Raw genomic sequence first — 15,229 nt, forward strand, 5'->3', positions numbered from 1 at the left:
ACCGTGAAATTCGTCCCGTACGAGGTCCCGTTACGGGTCGTCATCATGGGCAGGTTCAGCTGGTTGCAGCGTGCCTCGGTCAGGGTCAGGCAGATCAGCCCCCGCCCGTACTTGGCCATGAAGTTGATTGCTTCCGGAGTGACGAACTCGGCGGCCAGGACGAGGTCGCCCTCGTTTTCGCGGTCTTCCTCGTCGACGAGGATGACCATGCGGCCCGCGCGCAGTTCAGCGATGATTTCTTGAGTTGTCGAAATAGCCATGACTTGAATCCTGTGTAGCTCGCTATTTTAAAGGATTTGAGGGCCTTCGAACTTTCAGGTTTGAAACTTGCGCAGGCGCCCTCGCGTAGTTTCAGGCGCGCGCACCGAGCATGCGTTCGACGTAGCGGGCAATCAGGTCGATCTCGAGGTTGACCTTGACGCCCGGCTTGAGGTGCTTGAGCGTCGTCACCTCGACGGTGTGCGGGATGAGATTGATCGAAAATTCGCATGCGTCCGCGCTGTCTTCCACGCGGTTCACCGTCAACGAGACGCCGTTGACGACAACCGAGCCCTTGTAGGCCAGGTATTTCGCGAGTTCCTTCGGCGCGGCGATCACCAGTTCCATCGACTCACCCACCGGATCGAACTTGCGTACGGTCCCGAGGCCGTCGACATGTCCGGAGACGAGGTGGCCGCCAAGGCGGTCTGCCAGCGTCAGCGCCTTTTCGAGGTTGACTTCGCCCGGCCGGTCGAGCCCGGCGGTACGGCTCAGGCTTTCGCGCGAGACGTCGACCGTGAAGCTGCTTTCGGTCTTGCTGACGACCGTCATGCAGGCGCCGTTCAGCGCAATCGAATCGCCGAGGGCGACATCGGCCATGGGCAGCCCTCCGGCATCGACCGTGAGGCGCACGCCTGCATCCGCCTCGTTGCCGAGCGGAGTGATGGAAGTGATGGTGCCGATTGCGGCGACGATTCCGGTAAACATGGGTCGGGTCCGATCAGATGAAACGCGCAAGGATACGCAAATCCGGGCCGATTTGCTTGATTTCGTGGAAGGACAACTGCTTCCGTCCGTCGAGCGACTCCAGCGCCGGCAGGTCAAACATGCCGCGTGCCTCGCCCAGCAGGCTGGGGGCGAGATACAGCAGCAATTCATCCACGCAGCCTTCGCGGACCAGGGAGCCGTTCAGCTTGAAGCCGGCTTCGACATGCAGCTCGTTGATCTGGCGCGCGCCCAGTTCCTGGAGCAGCGCGGGCAGGTCGACCTTGCCGGTCGCATTGGGCAGCCGGATGATTTCTGCGCCAGCCTCGCGCAGGGGCGCCTCCTTCTCCGGATCGGCAACCGCGGTAACGATCCAGGTGCCGCCCCCTTCGAGGATACGGGCGCCGGGACTGATCTGGAGGCGGCTGTCGACAACGATGCGCTGCGGCTGCCTGGGTGTCTCGACGGCGCGCACATTGAGTTGCGGATCATCTTCCTGCACCGTCCCGATGCCGGTCAGCACCGCGCACGCGCGGGCACGCCACCAATGGCCGTCGTCGCGTGCAGCGGCCGAGGTAATCCACTGGCTGGCACCGTTGTGGAGCGCCGTCCCGCCGTCCAGGCTGGCGGCCGCCTTCATGCGCACCCAGGGTTTGCCGTGCTGCATGCGCTTCATGAAACCGATGTTCATTTCACGCGCCTGTTCTTCGAGCACGCCGGACACGACTTCGATGCCCGCGGCTTCAAGCATCGCGCGTCCCCGGCCGCCAACCAGCGGGTTCGGGTCGCCGACGGCCATCACGACTTTCGCCACGCCGGCGCGGATCAAGGCGTCGGCGCAGGGCGGCGTACGGCCGAAATGGCTGCAGGGTTCGAGCGTCACATAGACCGTCGCACCGCGCACGTCATGTCCGCGTTCGGCCGCATCCTTCATTGCCTGCACTTCGGCATGTGCCTGCCCTGGCGGCTGCGTGTTGCCGGCGCCGATCACGATGCCATTCTTGATGATGACGCAGCCCACGCGTGGATTGGGCGTGGTGATGAACATGGACCTAGCGGCCCACTGCAGGGCCAGTTCCATTGCCTGGATGTCGTTTTCGATTCGCACGGAATGCCTGGTTGTTCGTCCGAGCCGCGCGAGGACGCGCAGGCTAGCAGTTTTGCGGATCGGCTTCGGGATTGCACACGCGCGGACGCCCGACAAAGTTCAGCTTGATTTTCCTGGCCTTGTTTCCCAGCGCAAGCGTGAAGGTGCCGAACTGTGTCCGGTAGGCGTTTGCATGCGTGCGGGTACGCCCCGAGCCGCTGTATGCGAGGTATTGTACTGTCGAATCGGTCAGGTTGGCCGTGATCTTCATGCCGTCCGGCGAGGGGCCGTGCCGGAAGATTACAAGGTCGCCGTGGTCCGGCCGGCGGTTCCGGTTTTCGTCGACGAAGACTGTCCATCCTTTCGCCCAATCGCCGTCGTCGCCGGTCGGCACCATGTCGACGCGCACTCCGCGCTGCACGGCTTCTGCCCGGGCAAGATTGATCGAAGCGAAGAAGTCATTAGTCGCGGTGGAGAGTTGCGCCTCTCGCAGGAGGCCGGCAAAACTCGGGATGCCGATGGCGAAAAGAATTGCCGCGACAGCCATGACCACAAGCAGTTCGATCACTGTGTATCCGCGATCTTCCGAGAGTCGGCAAGCGCTGGCCATTGTTCACCTCCAGCATTCCGGCGCGTTCGCATCTTTTTGTCCGGTGCTCGTCAGCGACAGCACGCCGCACAGCGGATCTTTGAAGCTCGCATCCACGCGCGCAGAGCCTGGCGTTGCCACCAGCCGCACGCAGTTGTCGATGCTGTCGTTCGCACAGGCCTCGCCCCTTATCTCGTAGGCGCTGGTGCCCGGCGAATTGCCGGAGTACCACTTGAACCTCTTCCCGTCTTCGTCGCTTGCGCCGGGGGAAAACGCAATGTAGCGGTTGCGCTGGGAGTAAAAGCGCTCTTGCTGCAGCATCAGTTGGTACAACGCGGCGCGGCCCTCGGCGCGCTTCCCCTTGCGCACCGCCTCCTTGTATGAAGGAAAGGCGATGCCGGCGAGTATCGCAATGACAGCGAGCGCAACGATGACCTGGATGAGCGTGAACCCGCTCGCCGGTTTACAGTCCTTCAAGCACTTCACGCACTTCCTCCCAGTTCAGGATTTCGCGCCACCCCAGGCGCCGGCCTGCCCCCTTGGCGGGCTTGTTGAAATAGGACTGGAGCACGACCTGCGTCCGGCCACTGGTCCCGTAGCCGATGGCGGTGATCCGGTACGCCGGCTCGCCCAAGACCTCGATGAGATAAGCCGGGGGCACGGCGCGATCGCCCTGCGAGAGGACGCGGCCGGTGATATGCCCGTAAGGCACGGAAATCTTCTCCCTGCCCAAGGCGATCTTTTGCCAGACCGGGAACAATTCAGGCGTCGCCGGCCGGCACAACCCGAGCATAGGATTGGCTAGCCCGGCACCGCATTCGCCGGCACGTCTCTGTCCGGCCGCGAAATGGGCGAGGCGGCCGGAGCGCTCGATGTCAATCTCGGCATCCCTCAACGCCGCCTCGGCCGCCTGGAACGCCACCATCCTGTCCCTTTCGAAACGAGACGCCTTTTCTTCCTGAAGTGCGATTTGCGCGCCGGAGGCGCCAAGCAGGAGGATGACCAGCATCATCAGCAGGCACACGACAAGCGCAATGCCCTGCATCCGCACACAGGCAGGTACCGGCCTCACCCTTACTTTCCCCACGGCCGGTTGCGCAGCCAGATGCTGGAGACGAACACCTTCCGCGCGAGGTTCCTGTCGGCCTTCGGCAGTTCCGCCACCCGGATCCGTACGCCCCGGTCGCGGCTCGCATGCGCCAGGGAATAGGGTTCGCCGAACAGGTCGAAATAGCGGCCCTCGATATCGAGCGGCACAGGATTGCCGCCGCGGACCAGCACGGCGACCTTGACTTCAACTACGTTCTTCCACGGCGCCTGCCCATCTTTCGCGTTCTTCGACATCGCCTCGACGGCACTGGCATTGAGAAGCGAATTCGGCAGCCCGTCGCCATCCGTGTCCAGGCCGTACAAGACCTGGAACGACTCCACCCCTCGCGCGATCGCCTGCGAGGCCCAGCCCTCTTCGCCGGGATATTTGCAGTACAACTCCGGCTCGCCGGTGGCGTCCTCGGCGACATAAAAAACGCTCCATCCCCGCGTGTCCTTGCCCTTGTCCTTCGGCGTTCCGCTGCCGACCGGGAAGCCGGCGCAGTTCAACACCGATCCATCCCCGTTGCTCCCCGCGCCCGAGCCGCCGAAGCGCACGGCAAGCACGTCGCTGCCATTGATCGAACGCGCCACCGGGGAAGTGATGCCTTCGGAGCGGCTTTTCAGGCTCTTTGCATCCATGCCGAAGACCGCAGGTTCGTCTATGTCGTCCAGCGTGCCGGCCTCGACGCTATCCCAATGATGATAAGAAGCCTGGCGCACGGTACGGACTAGGATGTCGATGGCATGGCGGCCGGTATCGAGAATCTGTGCACTGTCCGACTGGACGACGTAGCCGGACTTCACCGACACGAGCAGGACAGTCGCAACGCCGACCACCAGCAAGCCGATGGTCATCGATATCATCAGCTCGACCAGCGTCACGCCGTGCTGGCGCACGCAGGATTGCCGGGGGTACAGTCCAGGCCGCATCGAATGCCCGCGCTACGAAACCGACGCCACCGGCACAACGACGCTGGGAGGAAAATCCTTGCCTTGCGCCGCATCGCTGCCGTCCGGGTTCTTGACCTTCCAGCCGAGCTTGACGACCAACGGGACACCCTCGCCTCCGCCGCCGCAATCCCAGGTGTATGCCTGCCCCGCGTCTTCGCCCGCACTGTCGTCCCTGCAGATGCGAAGCCGCGCGGCGGGAAAGGTGCTTGCCATGCGCATCTTCCATTCGTCGATCTCGGCGGCGGCGAAATCGCGCATCCCGCATGCGGCGTAGTGGCACCTGACGTTCGCGACTTGCCGCGTGCCGGGCGTGACTGCGTAGTCGATCTCGAACACGAATCCGGGCAGCAGCGCTTCATCGTGTGCGAGCACGCCGAGCGTGTCGGCGATGTCAGCGGCAAGCTGCAACCCCATGGTCTGGTAGGCCGATTGCTGTGTTGCGCGGATTGCCGCAGCCTGCAATCCGGCGGTGCCGAGAAAGCCAATGGAAAGGAGAAGAATGGAAACCAGGACTTCGATCAGCGAGTAGCCGCGAGGGCAAGGCATTTTCAATTGCCATTTATGCAACATTATAGACGCACGGAGTCGTTCTGGCATTACCGCACCTTGAAAGGGTTCTTACCGGGAGGGAGTCTTGCGTTCGCGGCCGACTTCGGCGATCGCGTCCTGGAATTCGGCGACGTCTTCGAAGCTCTTGTAGACCGAGGCAAAACGGATGTAAGCGATCTTGTCGAGGCGCTTGAGCTCGCGCATCACCAGTTCGCCGATATGGCCGGAAACCACTTCCCTCGCACCCGAGGTGAGCAGGTTCTCTTCGATGCGCTGGATGGCGGCGTCGACGGCATCGGCGGAGACCGGGCGCTTGCGCAGCGCGAGCATGAAGCTGGCGCGCAGCTTGGCGGGATCGTAGTCGGAGCGGCTGCCGTTCTTCTTCACGATCACGGGCATCGACAATTCGATTCGCTCGTAGGTGGTGAAGCGCTTGTCGCAGTGCGCACAGCGGCGGCGGCGGCGGATGGTGTCCCCTTCCTCCGATACGCGTGTATCAATGACCTGGGTGTCTTCGTGGTGACAGAAGGGACATTTCATGGAACGACCGCGGGTCCTATCCTGGACGCGCTCCAGACAGAGCGCAAAGTTATCAATTGCGCAATTCTATTATCTTTTTGCAAACATCACCACCCCTTTCGAGGGGGGTGGTGATCAGTGTAGCCCTATTTGCCGGCCGCGCGCCGGCAAATTTCAGCCGCAGATTTCAACCGTATACCGGGAAGGCGTCGGTGAGTTTCTTCACTTCCGCCTTCACGCGCTCGATGGTTGCGGCATCGTGCGGGTTGTCCAGCACGTCGGCGATCAGATTGCCGACCTTGACGGCCTCTTCTTCCTTGAAGCCGCGCGTGGTCATCGCCGGGCTGCCGAGACGGATGCCGGAGGTGACGAAGGGCTTCTCCGGATCGTTCGGGATGGCGTTCTTGTTGCAGGTCATGTGCGCGGAACCGAGGATGGCTTCGGCTTCCTTGCCGGTGATCTTCTTGGCGCGCAGGTCGACCAGCATCACGTGCGATTCGGTACGGCCGGAGACGATGCGCAGGCCGCGCGAGATCAGGGTCTTGGCGAGTGCATCCGCGTTCTTCACGACCTGCTGCTGGTATGCCTTGAACTCCGGCGACAGCGCTTCCTTGAACGCGACGGCCTTGCCGGCAATCACGTGCATCAGCGGACCACCCTGGATGCCCGGGAAGATCGCGGAGTTGATCGCCTTTTCGTGCTCGGCCTTCATCAGGATCACGCCGCCGCGCGGGCCGCGCAGGGACTTGTGGGTGGTCGAGGTGACGAAGTCGGCGTAAGGCACCGGGTTCGGATAGACGCCTGCGGCGATCAGGCCGGCGTAATGCGCCATGTCCACCATGAAGTAGGCGCCGACGTCCTTGGCGACCTTGGCGAAGCGTTCGAAGTCGATGCGCAGCGCATAGGCGGAAGCGCCGGCGATGATCATCTTCGGCTTCTTCTCGTGCGCGAGGCGTTCCATCGCGTCGTAGTCGATCTCTTCCTTTTCGTTCAGGCCGTAGGACACGACGTTGAACCACTTGCCGGACATGTTGAGCGCCATGCCGTGGGTCAGGTGGCCTCCTTCGGCGAGCGACATGCCCATGATGGTGTCGCCCGGCTTGAGCATTGCGAAAAACACGCCCTGGTTGGCCTGCGAGCCGGAGTTCGGCTGCACGTTGGCGGCTTCGGCACCGAAGAGTTCCTTCAGGCGGTTGATGGCCAGGGTCTCGGCAATGTCGACGTACTCGCAGCCGCCGTAGTAGCGCTTGCCCGGATAGCCTTCGGCATACTTGTTGGTGAGCTGCGAGCCTTGCGCCTCCATGACGGCCGGCGAGGTATAGTTTTCCGATGCGATCAGCTCGATGTGGTCTTGCTGGCGCTGGTTTTCCTGCTGGATGGCGGACCAAAGTTCGGCATCAACTTTGGCGATGGTATGGTCTTTTGCGAACATGAAAAATCTCCAATCGATTGCAAATCGGTTTGCCTGAATCGAATGAGGGCCAAAGGAAGATGACAGGCAGCCTCAGTCGTGCATTCCATTTGGGCTGCCCAGGCGAACGGCTATGGATATCTCACGTTCCCCGGTGGATTTCCACCTTTCCGCCGGACTGCTGCTCCGGCGTCTCGCCAGTTACGTGAGACGAAATGGACCTAGATTGTAAGATAGCTACCTTGATTCGGCAAGAATGCGGATTTCGGCGCGCTGCTGCCGCACGGCATGCCTCGCCCCTGTCCCTTTAGGCTACAATTTTGGCAACTCCACGCCACGCACGAAAGGAATACAACATGATCGTTCTGATTACAGGTGCAACCTCCGGCTTCGGCGCTGAAATGGCGCGCAGATTCGCCCGTGCGGGCCACAACGTGATCGCGGCCGGGCGCCGCAAGGAGCGCCTCGACAGCCTCGCAGCCGAGTTCGGCTCCTTCGTTCTTCCGGTGGCCATGGACGTCAGCGACAAGACGTCGATCAACGCCGCGCTCGACGCGCTGCCGGACGACTGGAAAGAAATCGACGTGCTGATCAACAATGCCGGCCTCGCGCTCGGCATCGAGCCCGCGCACAAGGCCTCGCTGGAAGAATGGGAAACCATGATCGCGACCAATTGCACCGGGCTCGTCACCATGACCCGCGCCATCCTGCCCGGCATGGTCGCGCGCGGCCGCGGCACCGTGATCAACATCGGTTCGGTAGCCGGCGCCTACCCCTACCCGGGCGGCAACGTCTACGGCGCCACCAAGGCCTTCGTCGACCAGTTCACCCTGAACCTGCGCGCCGACCTAGTGGGCACAGGCGTGCGCGCCACCAATATCGCGCCCGGCCTGTGCGGCGGCACGGAATTCTCGAACGTCCGCCTCAAGGATGATGCGGCCGCGGCGAAGGTCTACGAAGGCACCGAACCGCTCACCGCCAAGGACATTGCCGAAGCAGCATTCTGGATCGCCAACCTGCCCCCGCACGTGAACATCAATTACATCGAAATGATGCCCACCTGCCAGGGCTTCGCTCCTTTCAACGTCAAACGAAACCTCTGATGAAGCACCACGAAGCAGCAACTCGCGGAGAACAGGTCCGCGCGCAATGAGCACCGATTTCACCTGGAACGTCCGGGTCTACTATGAAGATACCGATGCCGGCGGCGTTGTCTTTTATGCAAACTACCTGAAGTTCTTCGAACGGGCGCGGACCGAATGGCTCCGCGCGTCCGGCATCGGCCAGCAGCTCTTGTCGGAATCGCATCGGGTGATGTTCGTGGTCAAAAGCACCGCGGTCGATTATCATGCCCCCGCGAAATTAGATGATGAACTGAAACTCTCCGTCGTTGTCGAAAGGCTCGGGCGCGCCTCTGTGCAATTCCTACAAGAAGCCTGGCGCGTCGAGGGAGAGGATCTCCGGCTGCTGGCCAGCGGCCGCATCAAGGTCGGCTGCGTGGGTACAGGCAGCTTCCGGCCCAGTCCGATTCCGGACGAAGTGCTCGACCGGATAAAGAACACCGGATGATTTTCTCCGCTGCACGCTGCCGGCGCGTGCCGCAGGAACACTTTGCAAACATTTAACAGAAACCGATGACCGTCACTCAAGATCTGTCTTTCATTGCCCTGATCAACAATGCATCGCTCCTCGTGCAGCTGGTCATGGCCCTGCTCCTGCTCGTCTCGATCATGAGCTGGACCTACATCTTCCGCAAAATGTTTGCCATCAAGAGCGCGCAGACGCAGACCGAGGATTTCGAGCGCGCCTTCTGGTCGGGCGGCAACCTGAACGCCCTGTATGAAGAGGCAACCTCGAACCGTCGCCGCAGCGGCGGCACGAGCGGCGCCCTGGAGCGCATCTTCGAGTCGGGCATGGGCGAGTTCATCAAGGCAAAGGCCAGCTTCGCCGGCAAGGGCGCGGTCGACCCGGGCAGCATGATCGACGGCGCGCGCCGTGCGATGCGCGCGGCATACCAGCGCGAGATGGATGCGCTCGAATCCCACCTTGCCTTCCTGGCATCGGTCGGCTCGGTGTCGCCCTACGTCGGCCTGTTCGGCACCGTGTGGGGCATCATGAATGCCTTCCGCGGCCTGGCCAATGTGCAGCAGGCGACGCTCGCATCTGTCGCGCCCGGCATCGCGGAAGCACTGATCGCCACGGCGATCGGCCTGTTCGCGGCGATCCCGGCGGTGGTGGCATACAACCGCTACTCGCATGACATCGACCGCCTCGCAATCCGTTTCGAGAGCTTCATCGAAGAGTTTTCGAACATCCTGCAACGACAGGTCCGCTGATGGCGAACAGTTCCATGCGCGGCGGGCGCAGCCGCAAGTTCAAGTCGGAAATCAACGTCGTGCCGTACATCGACGTGATGCTGGTACTGCTCGTGATCTTCATGGTCGCGGCGCCGCTGACCAATCCGGGCGTCATCAACCTGCCGACGGCAGCCAAGTCCGCGCTGCCGCCGACGGAATACATCCAGGTCTCGCTCAAGCCTGACACGACCGCAACCATCGCCCTCACCGGCGGCAAGAACGGCAGCGGCCAGCAGGAAAAGGTCGGCGGGCGCAGCGCACTGGTGCAGAAACTGCGCACCATGCACGCCGCAAATCCGGAACTGCCGGTGATGATCTCCGCCGACAAGGACATCAAGTACGACGAAGTAATCCAGGTGATTTCGGAAGCCAAGAAGATCGGCATCAACCGCGTGGGCCTGGCGACGAAGCAATGACAGAAGCCACACCGTATTACGTTCCAAAGGAGCCCGGCGGCGGACGCGCGCTGTTTCTGGCGGCGCTGGTTCATGCCGCGCTGCTCCTTTTCCTCTGGGTCGGCGTGACCTGGCAGAGCGAAACGCCGGTGACGATCGAAGCCGAGGTCTGGGACCCGCAGCCGCGCGAAGCCGCGCCGGTGCCGGAACCGCCGCAGGTGAAGGAACCCGAACCCGAGCCGAAGCCGGTCGCCCCGGAGCCGCCGAAGCCCAAGGTCGAGGAACCGCCGGTCGTGAAGCCGGACATCGCGCTGGAGAAGGAAAAGAAGCGCAAGGAAGAAGAGAAGAAGCGCAAGGAAGAAGAGGAACGCCTCGCCAAGGAAAAGAAGCGCGAGGAAGAGAAGAAGCGCGAGGAAGAGAAGCTGGCCAAGCTAGAGGAAGCCAAGCGCGCCGAGAAAGAAAAAGCGGAAAAGGCGAAGAAAGAAGCCGCCGAGAAAAAGCGCAAGCAGGACGAGGCCGACCAGAAACTGATGGCCAAGCTGCGTGAGGAAGACATGAAGCGCATCACCGGCGCCGTGGGCACCGGCGGCACCGGCGAGGCGCCGAAGTCGCAGGGCGGCCGCGCCGACGGCGACTACGTGCAGCGTATCGCCGCCAAGATCCGCTCGAACATCGCCTTCATCGTGCCGGAAGGCCTGCAAGGCAACCCCCCGGTAGAATACGAGGTCCGGCTGTTGCCGGACGGTTCCGTGGCGGGCATCCGCAAGCTCAAATCCTCCGGCGTGCCCGGATTCGATGAAGCGGTGTCACGCGCCATCGAACGCTCCCAGCCCTATCCGCGGGACAAGTCGGGCGCCGTGCCCTCCACTTTCATTGGCATCCATAAACCGAAAGACCAGTAAGCAACCATGATGAAAAATTTCTTCTTGCGTGGATTTGCCGTATTCGCATTCAGTCTCGCCAGCCTGGCCCAGGCACAGCTGCGGGTGGAAACCTCGGGCGTGGGCGCGACCCAGATCCCCATTGCCATCGCCGGTTTCGCCGACGAGACGCTGGCCCCGCAACAGGTCACCGCCATCGTGAAGGCCGATCTCGCGCGCAGCGGCTACTTCAAGATCATCGACACCGGCAACACCATGTCGGAAACGACGCCGGTCAACTACGGCGAATGGAAAGCACAGGGCGCCGACGCTCTGGTGGTGGGCAGCGTGCAACGCCTGGCCGACGGCCGGTACGACGTGCGCTACCGCCTGCTGGACACGGTGAAGGCCTCCAACCTTTCCGGCTTCGGCCAGGTCGCCGGCCCGGACCGCCTCCGCGTCGCGGCCCACAAGATCGCCGATGACATCTACGAAAAGCTGATCGGCGTGCGCGGCGCATTCGCCACCCGCATCGCGTACGTCACCAAGGCAGGCAACGAGTACCGCCTCGAAGTCGCGGATTCCGACGGCGAAGGCACGCAGGTCGCCCTGCGCTCCAACGAGCCGATCATCTCCCCGACGTGGTCGCCGGACGGCACAAAGGTCGCTTACGTCTCGTTCGAGAACAAGAAGCCGGTCGTCTACGTGCAAGACCTCACCAACCGCCAGCGCATCGCCGTCGCCAACTACCGCGGCAGCAACTCCGCGCCCTCGTGGTCGCCGGACGGCAGCAGGCTGGCCGTCGCCCTGTCGCGCAACGGTTACACGCAGGTCTACAGCGTCAACGCCGACGGCAGCAACCTGCGCCAGCTCACCAATACCAACGGCATCGAGACCGAGCCGCAATTCTCCGCCGATGGCCAATTCATCTACTTCACCAGCGACCGCAGCGGCGGCCCGCAGATCTACCGCATGAGCGCCAACGGCGGCGACGCACAGCGCGTCACCTTCAACGGCAGCTACAACATCAGCCCGCGCGTCTCGCCAGACGGCAAGAACCTGGCATACATCTCGCGTCGCGAGGGACGTTTCCAGTTGTACATCATGGATCTGCAGAACGGCCAGGAAATGCGCCTCTCCGACACGACCCGGGACGAGTCGCCCAGCTTCTCGCCGAACGGCAAGTACATCATGTATGCCACCGAGGCCGGGCGCCGTGGTGCGCTGGCGGTCGTGTCGGTCGACGGCCGCGTCAAACACCGCCTGACAACCCAAACAGGCGATATTCGGGAGCCCACTTGGGGCCCGTTCATGAAATAATATGGGTTTTCAGAAATTTTTTACTTGGGAGAACAAGGAAATGCGTAACACCACCACTCTTGCCGTCATTCTGGCCGGCGTTTTCAGCCTCACCGCCTGCGGTTCGTCGGTCAAGCTGGATGACAACGTCAAGGTAGAAGACCGTACGGGCGCGGCAAGCACGGCCGACGCGCGCACGATCGCTCCGGTCACCACCGGATCCACCGATCCGCTGAACGACCCGAAGGGCATCCTGGCCAAGCGCAGCGTCTACTTCGACTTCGACAGCTTCATCGTCAAGGACGAGTTCAAGCCGGTGGTCGACGCGCACGCCAAGTACCTGGCCGCCAACAAGGGCCGCAAGATCGTCATCCAGGGCAACACCGACGAGCGTGGCGGCCGCGAGTACAACCTCGCACTGGGCCAGAAGCGCGCAGAAGCAGTACGCAAGTCCCTGTCCCTGCTCGGCGTGTCCGACGCGCAGATGGAAGCCGTGTCGTTCGGCGAAGAGAAGCCGAAGGCACAAGGCAGCGACGAAGCTGCATGGGCTGAAAACCGCCGCGCCGACCTGGCCTATCAGTAATCACGCAGTGATGAGTGGCGGTCTCCAAAGCTCATCCCCCGCCCCTTCCAAGCTCACGGCCTGGAAGGGGAAACCAACAAGGGAACAAACGGTTTTCTATACGTTCAAGAGCGATCATGAACAAGACCATCAAATCATCACTTGCAGCGGCCTTCGTGGCCGCATTTTCTTTGCTGCCCCTGCAATCGCAGGCGGCGCTGTTCGAAGACGAGGAAGCGCGCAAAGCCATCCTCGAAATTCGCGCCCGGCTCAACAACATGCAGTCGGAGATCAACGCCAAGGCAGACAAGACCAACAGCCTCGACCTCAACAACCAGAATGAACAGTTGCGCCAGGAGATCGCGCGCCTGCGCGGCCAGGTCGAGATTTTGACCAACGAACTGGCTAACGCACAGAAGCGCCAGAAAGATTTCTACGTCGACCTCGACGGCCGGCTGCGCAAGATGGAGCCGCAGAAGGTCACCATCGACGGCAAGGAAGTCATGATGGAACAGGGCGAGCAAAAGGCATACGACGCCGCCCTCGCCTACTTCAAGGCCGGCGACTACAAGAATGCCGGCGCCGCCTTCTACGACTTCACTCGCCGCTACCCGCAGTCGGGCCTGACACCGTCCGCGCAATACTGGCTCGGCAACACCTACTACGCGCAGCGCGACTACAAGAACGCCATCGCGGCACAGCAGATCGTCGTGAAGAATTACGCGGACAACCCCAAGGCGCCGGATGCGCTGCTCAACATCGCCAGCTGCCACATGGAACTCAAGGACAAGGCAGCCGCGAGGAAAACGCTGGAGACGTTGATTGCGCAGTATCCGGATGCGCCGGCAGCGCAAACGGCGAAGGAACGCTTGGCCGTGTTGAAGTGAGCTGCGCGTTCAGAAATTTCCATTCGGATGCGCGCACTGCTTCCTGCAAAAAAGTAACGTGAGCGAATTGACAGGCAGTACGAAAGTTCAATATAATCTTGTGCTTTCGGGTCGTTAGCTCAGTCGGTAGAGCAGCGGACTTTTAATCCGTTGGTCGCGTGTTCGAGTCACGCACGACCCACCAGAACTAAAGCGGTTGCTAGCAATAGCGACCGCTTTTTCTTTATCTGGCTTTGGACAGTCTTGATAGACAGCGTCTAAGTTTCGGCGGCCTTCATGGCATTCGAAATCACGGATCTTGCCGGCCTGAGCGCTCCGCTCACCAGACGCTGGCCATTCACGGGCCACCCCAAGACCGATCCGGCTCTCCTTTAAGCGCACTTCCCGTAATCAAACAGGCCTGCATCGATGCCCTGAATGAGTAGAGCGTCGACGGCAAGGAATACGGGGCCGCCTGGAGCGAAACTTCTATCTGCGCATGGGGAATCCGTCCATGATTCGGCGGTGGAGCAGTAGCGCTGGGCGGCGGCGAGGTTTTAGGGAAGCGATATAAACTGACTGACACATAGGAGGAAATGAACATGACTTTTACGCATGAAAAGTGGGAGGAGTTGCTCCGCCACCGCGATGAAGACGCAGTCCCTCCAGACCTGGCGCGAATCATTGACATCCATCGTCCCCGCGTTACAGACGACGTCAACCTCGACGACCCTGAGGACAGCACCTTCAAGGAAGAACTCCGCGATTCTCTCGACAAAGCTGGAAAGGAAATTGGCCTTTGGTGAAATTGCCGGCCACGTGCAACATCCATCAGGGATCAGACCGGCGCCGGCGCAAGCGGCGATCAGTTCAAATCGGGGACTTAATCACCGTCGCGGTCAAGTTGCCGAGAACGACTTACCTTTTCCACAAGGTCTTGAATTCGAAGGAAACGTTTCCTTTGGCCATTCTTGTGCCATTGCCGCAGCCCTTTTTCCCCGCGGGCCAAGAGCATTTCCCGCGCCTTGCTCCTGGATCCGCCTTGACATTGCGTACTTGTCGAGGCATTCATTGAGATCACGCACCGCCTCGTAGCATCTCCGGCAATGCGATGCCCGGCTGAGCTTCTACCATCCGATCTTCCCTGCCTTCATGCAGACGACGATCCATTCCCCAAAACCGTTGACGAACGTGCCGATGCACACGATAAGTACTTCAACCAGCACGAAACGCTCAGCGGAGGCTCCCGCTGCCTTTTGCAGATTCTTCTTCTTTTCGTTCGTCACGCGGCGCCTCACCTGGGCCTTTTCTTCGTCATTCAGCGGGTAGTGTCGCTCGTCCTCCAGGCGATCGATTTCCGAATAGATTTCGAGTTCAAGCCGGATGCCTGACATGCGTTCTGCCTGCTCTCGAAGTACCTGAGGGATATCGCTGAAGGCAAACCATACCCCGACTATGATGATTAGCGAGCCGATCCGGCCCGCCCAAGCAGCGCCGAAATGGTAGCCGACCACGAAGGCCGCAACAAACAACGCAAGCGCCAAGAAAACGGCGCCCGCCTCCCGTAAAGTCATGTTTCCAATTCGATTCATTGCCCCTCCGTCAATAGGAGCGCGGGATTCTACATTAGGAATGAATTCTGGGACCGCCCTTGGCGGTGGGAGCTGTTGTCATTTTCCAAGCCGCCCGGGCCTTGACCTCGTCTTCGTCCACGCTCAACATCAAGTGC

20 protein-coding genes, 1 tRNA gene and 1 riboswitch are annotated in these 15,229 nt (G+C 61.6%); of the genes, 10 read left to right on the top strand and 11 right to left on the bottom strand.

Annotated elements, in window-relative coordinates; genetic code table 11:
* From VFF99_RS04840 to glyA, 10 genes are all read right to left on the bottom strand, one after another.
* Nucleotides 1–260: 3,4-dihydroxy-2-butanone-4-phosphate synthase (locus VFF99_RS04840; RefSeq protein WP_325015500.1), on the bottom strand; the 260-nt coding region annotated here is incomplete at its 3' end.
* 91 nt (nucleotides 261–351) lie between these two features.
* On the bottom strand, nucleotides 352–966 hold the full coding sequence (locus VFF99_RS04845) for a riboflavin synthase (RefSeq protein WP_325015502.1): 615 nt from the start codon (nucleotides 964–966) through the stop codon (nucleotides 352–354).
* A gap of 13 nt (nucleotides 967–979) precedes the next feature.
* Nucleotides 980–2,071: a bifunctional diaminohydroxyphosphoribosylaminopyrimidine deaminase/5-amino-6-(5-phosphoribosylamino)uracil reductase RibD gene (gene ribD / locus VFF99_RS04850; protein WP_325015504.1), complete on the bottom strand. Its 1,092-nt coding sequence runs from the start codon at nucleotides 2,069–2,071 to the stop codon at nucleotides 980–982.
* Between the two features lie 43 nt (nucleotides 2,072–2,114).
* Entirely contained in the window at nucleotides 2,115–2,660 is a 546-nt protein-coding gene (locus VFF99_RS04855) for a GspH/FimT family pseudopilin (protein ID WP_349256564.1), read from the bottom strand.
* Between the two features lie 3 nt (nucleotides 2,661–2,663).
* The gene (locus tag VFF99_RS04860) at nucleotides 2,664–3,116 is read right to left on the bottom strand and encodes a type IV pilin protein (RefSeq protein WP_325015508.1); all 453 of its coding nucleotides are present in this window, start codon (nucleotides 3,114–3,116) and stop codon (nucleotides 2,664–2,666) included.
* Nucleotides 3,103–3,684 (bottom strand): pilus assembly PilX family protein, encoded by a 582-nt coding sequence (locus tag VFF99_RS04865; protein ID WP_325015510.1) that lies wholly within the window; start codon nucleotides 3,682–3,684, stop codon nucleotides 3,103–3,105. Before VFF99_RS04865 ends, VFF99_RS04860 begins: the two co-directional genes overlap by 14 nt.
* A gap of 29 nt (nucleotides 3,685–3,713) precedes the next feature.
* Nucleotides 3,714–4,661 (bottom strand): PilW family protein, encoded by a 948-nt coding sequence (locus VFF99_RS04870; protein ID WP_325015511.1) that lies wholly within the window; start codon nucleotides 4,659–4,661, stop codon nucleotides 3,714–3,716.
* 12 nt (nucleotides 4,662–4,673) lie between these two features.
* Nucleotides 4,674–5,228, bottom strand: a complete 555-nt coding sequence (gene pilV, locus VFF99_RS04875) for a type IV pilus modification protein PilV (protein WP_325015513.1) — start codon at nucleotides 5,226–5,228, stop codon at nucleotides 4,674–4,676.
* Nucleotides 5,229–5,300: 72 nt separating this feature from the next.
* The gene (gene nrdR, locus VFF99_RS04880) at nucleotides 5,301–5,771 is read right to left on the bottom strand and encodes a transcriptional regulator NrdR (protein WP_325015515.1); all 471 of its coding nucleotides are present in this window, start codon (nucleotides 5,769–5,771) and stop codon (nucleotides 5,301–5,303) included.
* 166 nt (nucleotides 5,772–5,937) lie between these two features.
* Nucleotides 5,938–7,182, bottom strand: coding sequence for a serine hydroxymethyltransferase (glyA, locus tag VFF99_RS04885; RefSeq protein ID WP_325015517.1), 1,245 nt, complete (start codon nucleotides 7,180–7,182; stop codon nucleotides 5,938–5,940).
* An 89-nt stretch (nucleotides 7,183–7,271) separates the two neighbouring features.
* A riboswitch (ZMP/ZTP riboswitch) is annotated at nucleotides 7,272–7,376 on the bottom strand.
* Nucleotides 7,377–7,517: 141 nt separating this feature from the next.
* On the opposite strand from glyA, the gene VFF99_RS04890 reads away from it, so the two are divergent.
* The 10 genes from VFF99_RS04890 to VFF99_RS04935 all read left to right on the top strand — a co-directional run bounded on the left by VFF99_RS04890 (nucleotide 7,518) and on the right by VFF99_RS04935 (nucleotide 14,306).
* The gene (locus VFF99_RS04890) at nucleotides 7,518–8,264 is read left to right on the top strand and encodes an SDR family oxidoreductase (RefSeq protein ID WP_325015519.1); all 747 of its coding nucleotides are present in this window, start codon (nucleotides 7,518–7,520) and stop codon (nucleotides 8,262–8,264) included.
* Nucleotides 8,265–8,310: 46 nt separating this feature from the next.
* Nucleotides 8,311–8,730, top strand: a complete 420-nt coding sequence (gene ybgC / locus VFF99_RS04895; protein ID WP_325015521.1) for a tol-pal system-associated acyl-CoA thioesterase — start codon at nucleotides 8,311–8,313, stop codon at nucleotides 8,728–8,730.
* A 65-nt stretch (nucleotides 8,731–8,795) separates the two neighbouring features.
* Nucleotides 8,796–9,497 (top strand): protein TolQ, encoded by a 702-nt coding sequence (gene tolQ, locus VFF99_RS04900; RefSeq protein WP_325015523.1) that lies wholly within the window; start codon nucleotides 8,796–8,798, stop codon nucleotides 9,495–9,497.
* Complete coding sequence (locus VFF99_RS04905; protein WP_325015525.1) at nucleotides 9,497–9,934, top strand: ExbD/TolR family protein; 438 nt, start codon at nucleotides 9,497–9,499, stop codon at nucleotides 9,932–9,934. Before tolQ ends, VFF99_RS04905 begins: the two co-directional genes overlap by 1 nt.
* The gene (gene tolA / locus VFF99_RS04910) at nucleotides 9,931–10,815 is read left to right on the top strand and encodes a cell envelope integrity protein TolA (RefSeq protein WP_325015527.1); all 885 of its coding nucleotides are present in this window, start codon (nucleotides 9,931–9,933) and stop codon (nucleotides 10,813–10,815) included. Before VFF99_RS04905 ends, tolA begins: the two co-directional genes overlap by 4 nt.
* Before the next feature lie 6 nt (nucleotides 10,816–10,821).
* The gene (tolB, locus tag VFF99_RS04915) at nucleotides 10,822–12,093 is read left to right on the top strand and encodes a Tol-Pal system beta propeller repeat protein TolB (RefSeq protein WP_325015529.1); all 1,272 of its coding nucleotides are present in this window, start codon (nucleotides 10,822–10,824) and stop codon (nucleotides 12,091–12,093) included.
* Nucleotides 12,094–12,133: 40 nt separating this feature from the next.
* A complete protein-coding gene (gene pal, locus VFF99_RS04920; protein ID WP_325015531.1) occupies nucleotides 12,134–12,655 on the top strand; it encodes a peptidoglycan-associated lipoprotein Pal in 522 nt (173 codons plus the stop codon).
* 116 nt (nucleotides 12,656–12,771) lie between these two features.
* Nucleotides 12,772–13,521, top strand: a complete 750-nt coding sequence (ybgF, locus tag VFF99_RS04925) for a tol-pal system protein YbgF (protein ID WP_325015533.1) — start codon at nucleotides 12,772–12,774, stop codon at nucleotides 13,519–13,521.
* Between the two features lie 108 nt (nucleotides 13,522–13,629).
* Nucleotides 13,630–13,705: transfer RNA gene (locus VFF99_RS04930), tRNA-Lys, on the top strand.
* Nucleotides 13,706–14,102: 397 nt separating this feature from the next.
* Nucleotides 14,103–14,306 carry a hypothetical protein gene (locus tag VFF99_RS04935; RefSeq protein ID WP_325015535.1) on the top strand — a complete coding sequence of 68 codons (204 nt, stop codon included), beginning with the start codon at nucleotides 14,103–14,105 and terminating at the stop codon, nucleotides 14,304–14,306.
* Nucleotides 14,307–14,627: 321 nt separating this feature from the next.
* On the opposite strand, the gene VFF99_RS04940 is transcribed toward VFF99_RS04935, so the two are convergent.
* Complete coding sequence (locus VFF99_RS04940; RefSeq protein WP_325015537.1) at nucleotides 14,628–15,092, bottom strand: hypothetical protein; 465 nt, start codon at nucleotides 15,090–15,092, stop codon at nucleotides 14,628–14,630.
* Between the last annotated feature and the right edge of the window lie 137 nt (nucleotides 15,093–15,229).

Origin of the sequence: Noviherbaspirillum sp., from assembly GCF_035654295.1 — a bacterium.
Lineage (GTDB): Bacteria > Pseudomonadota > Gammaproteobacteria > Burkholderiales > Burkholderiaceae_D > Noviherbaspirillum.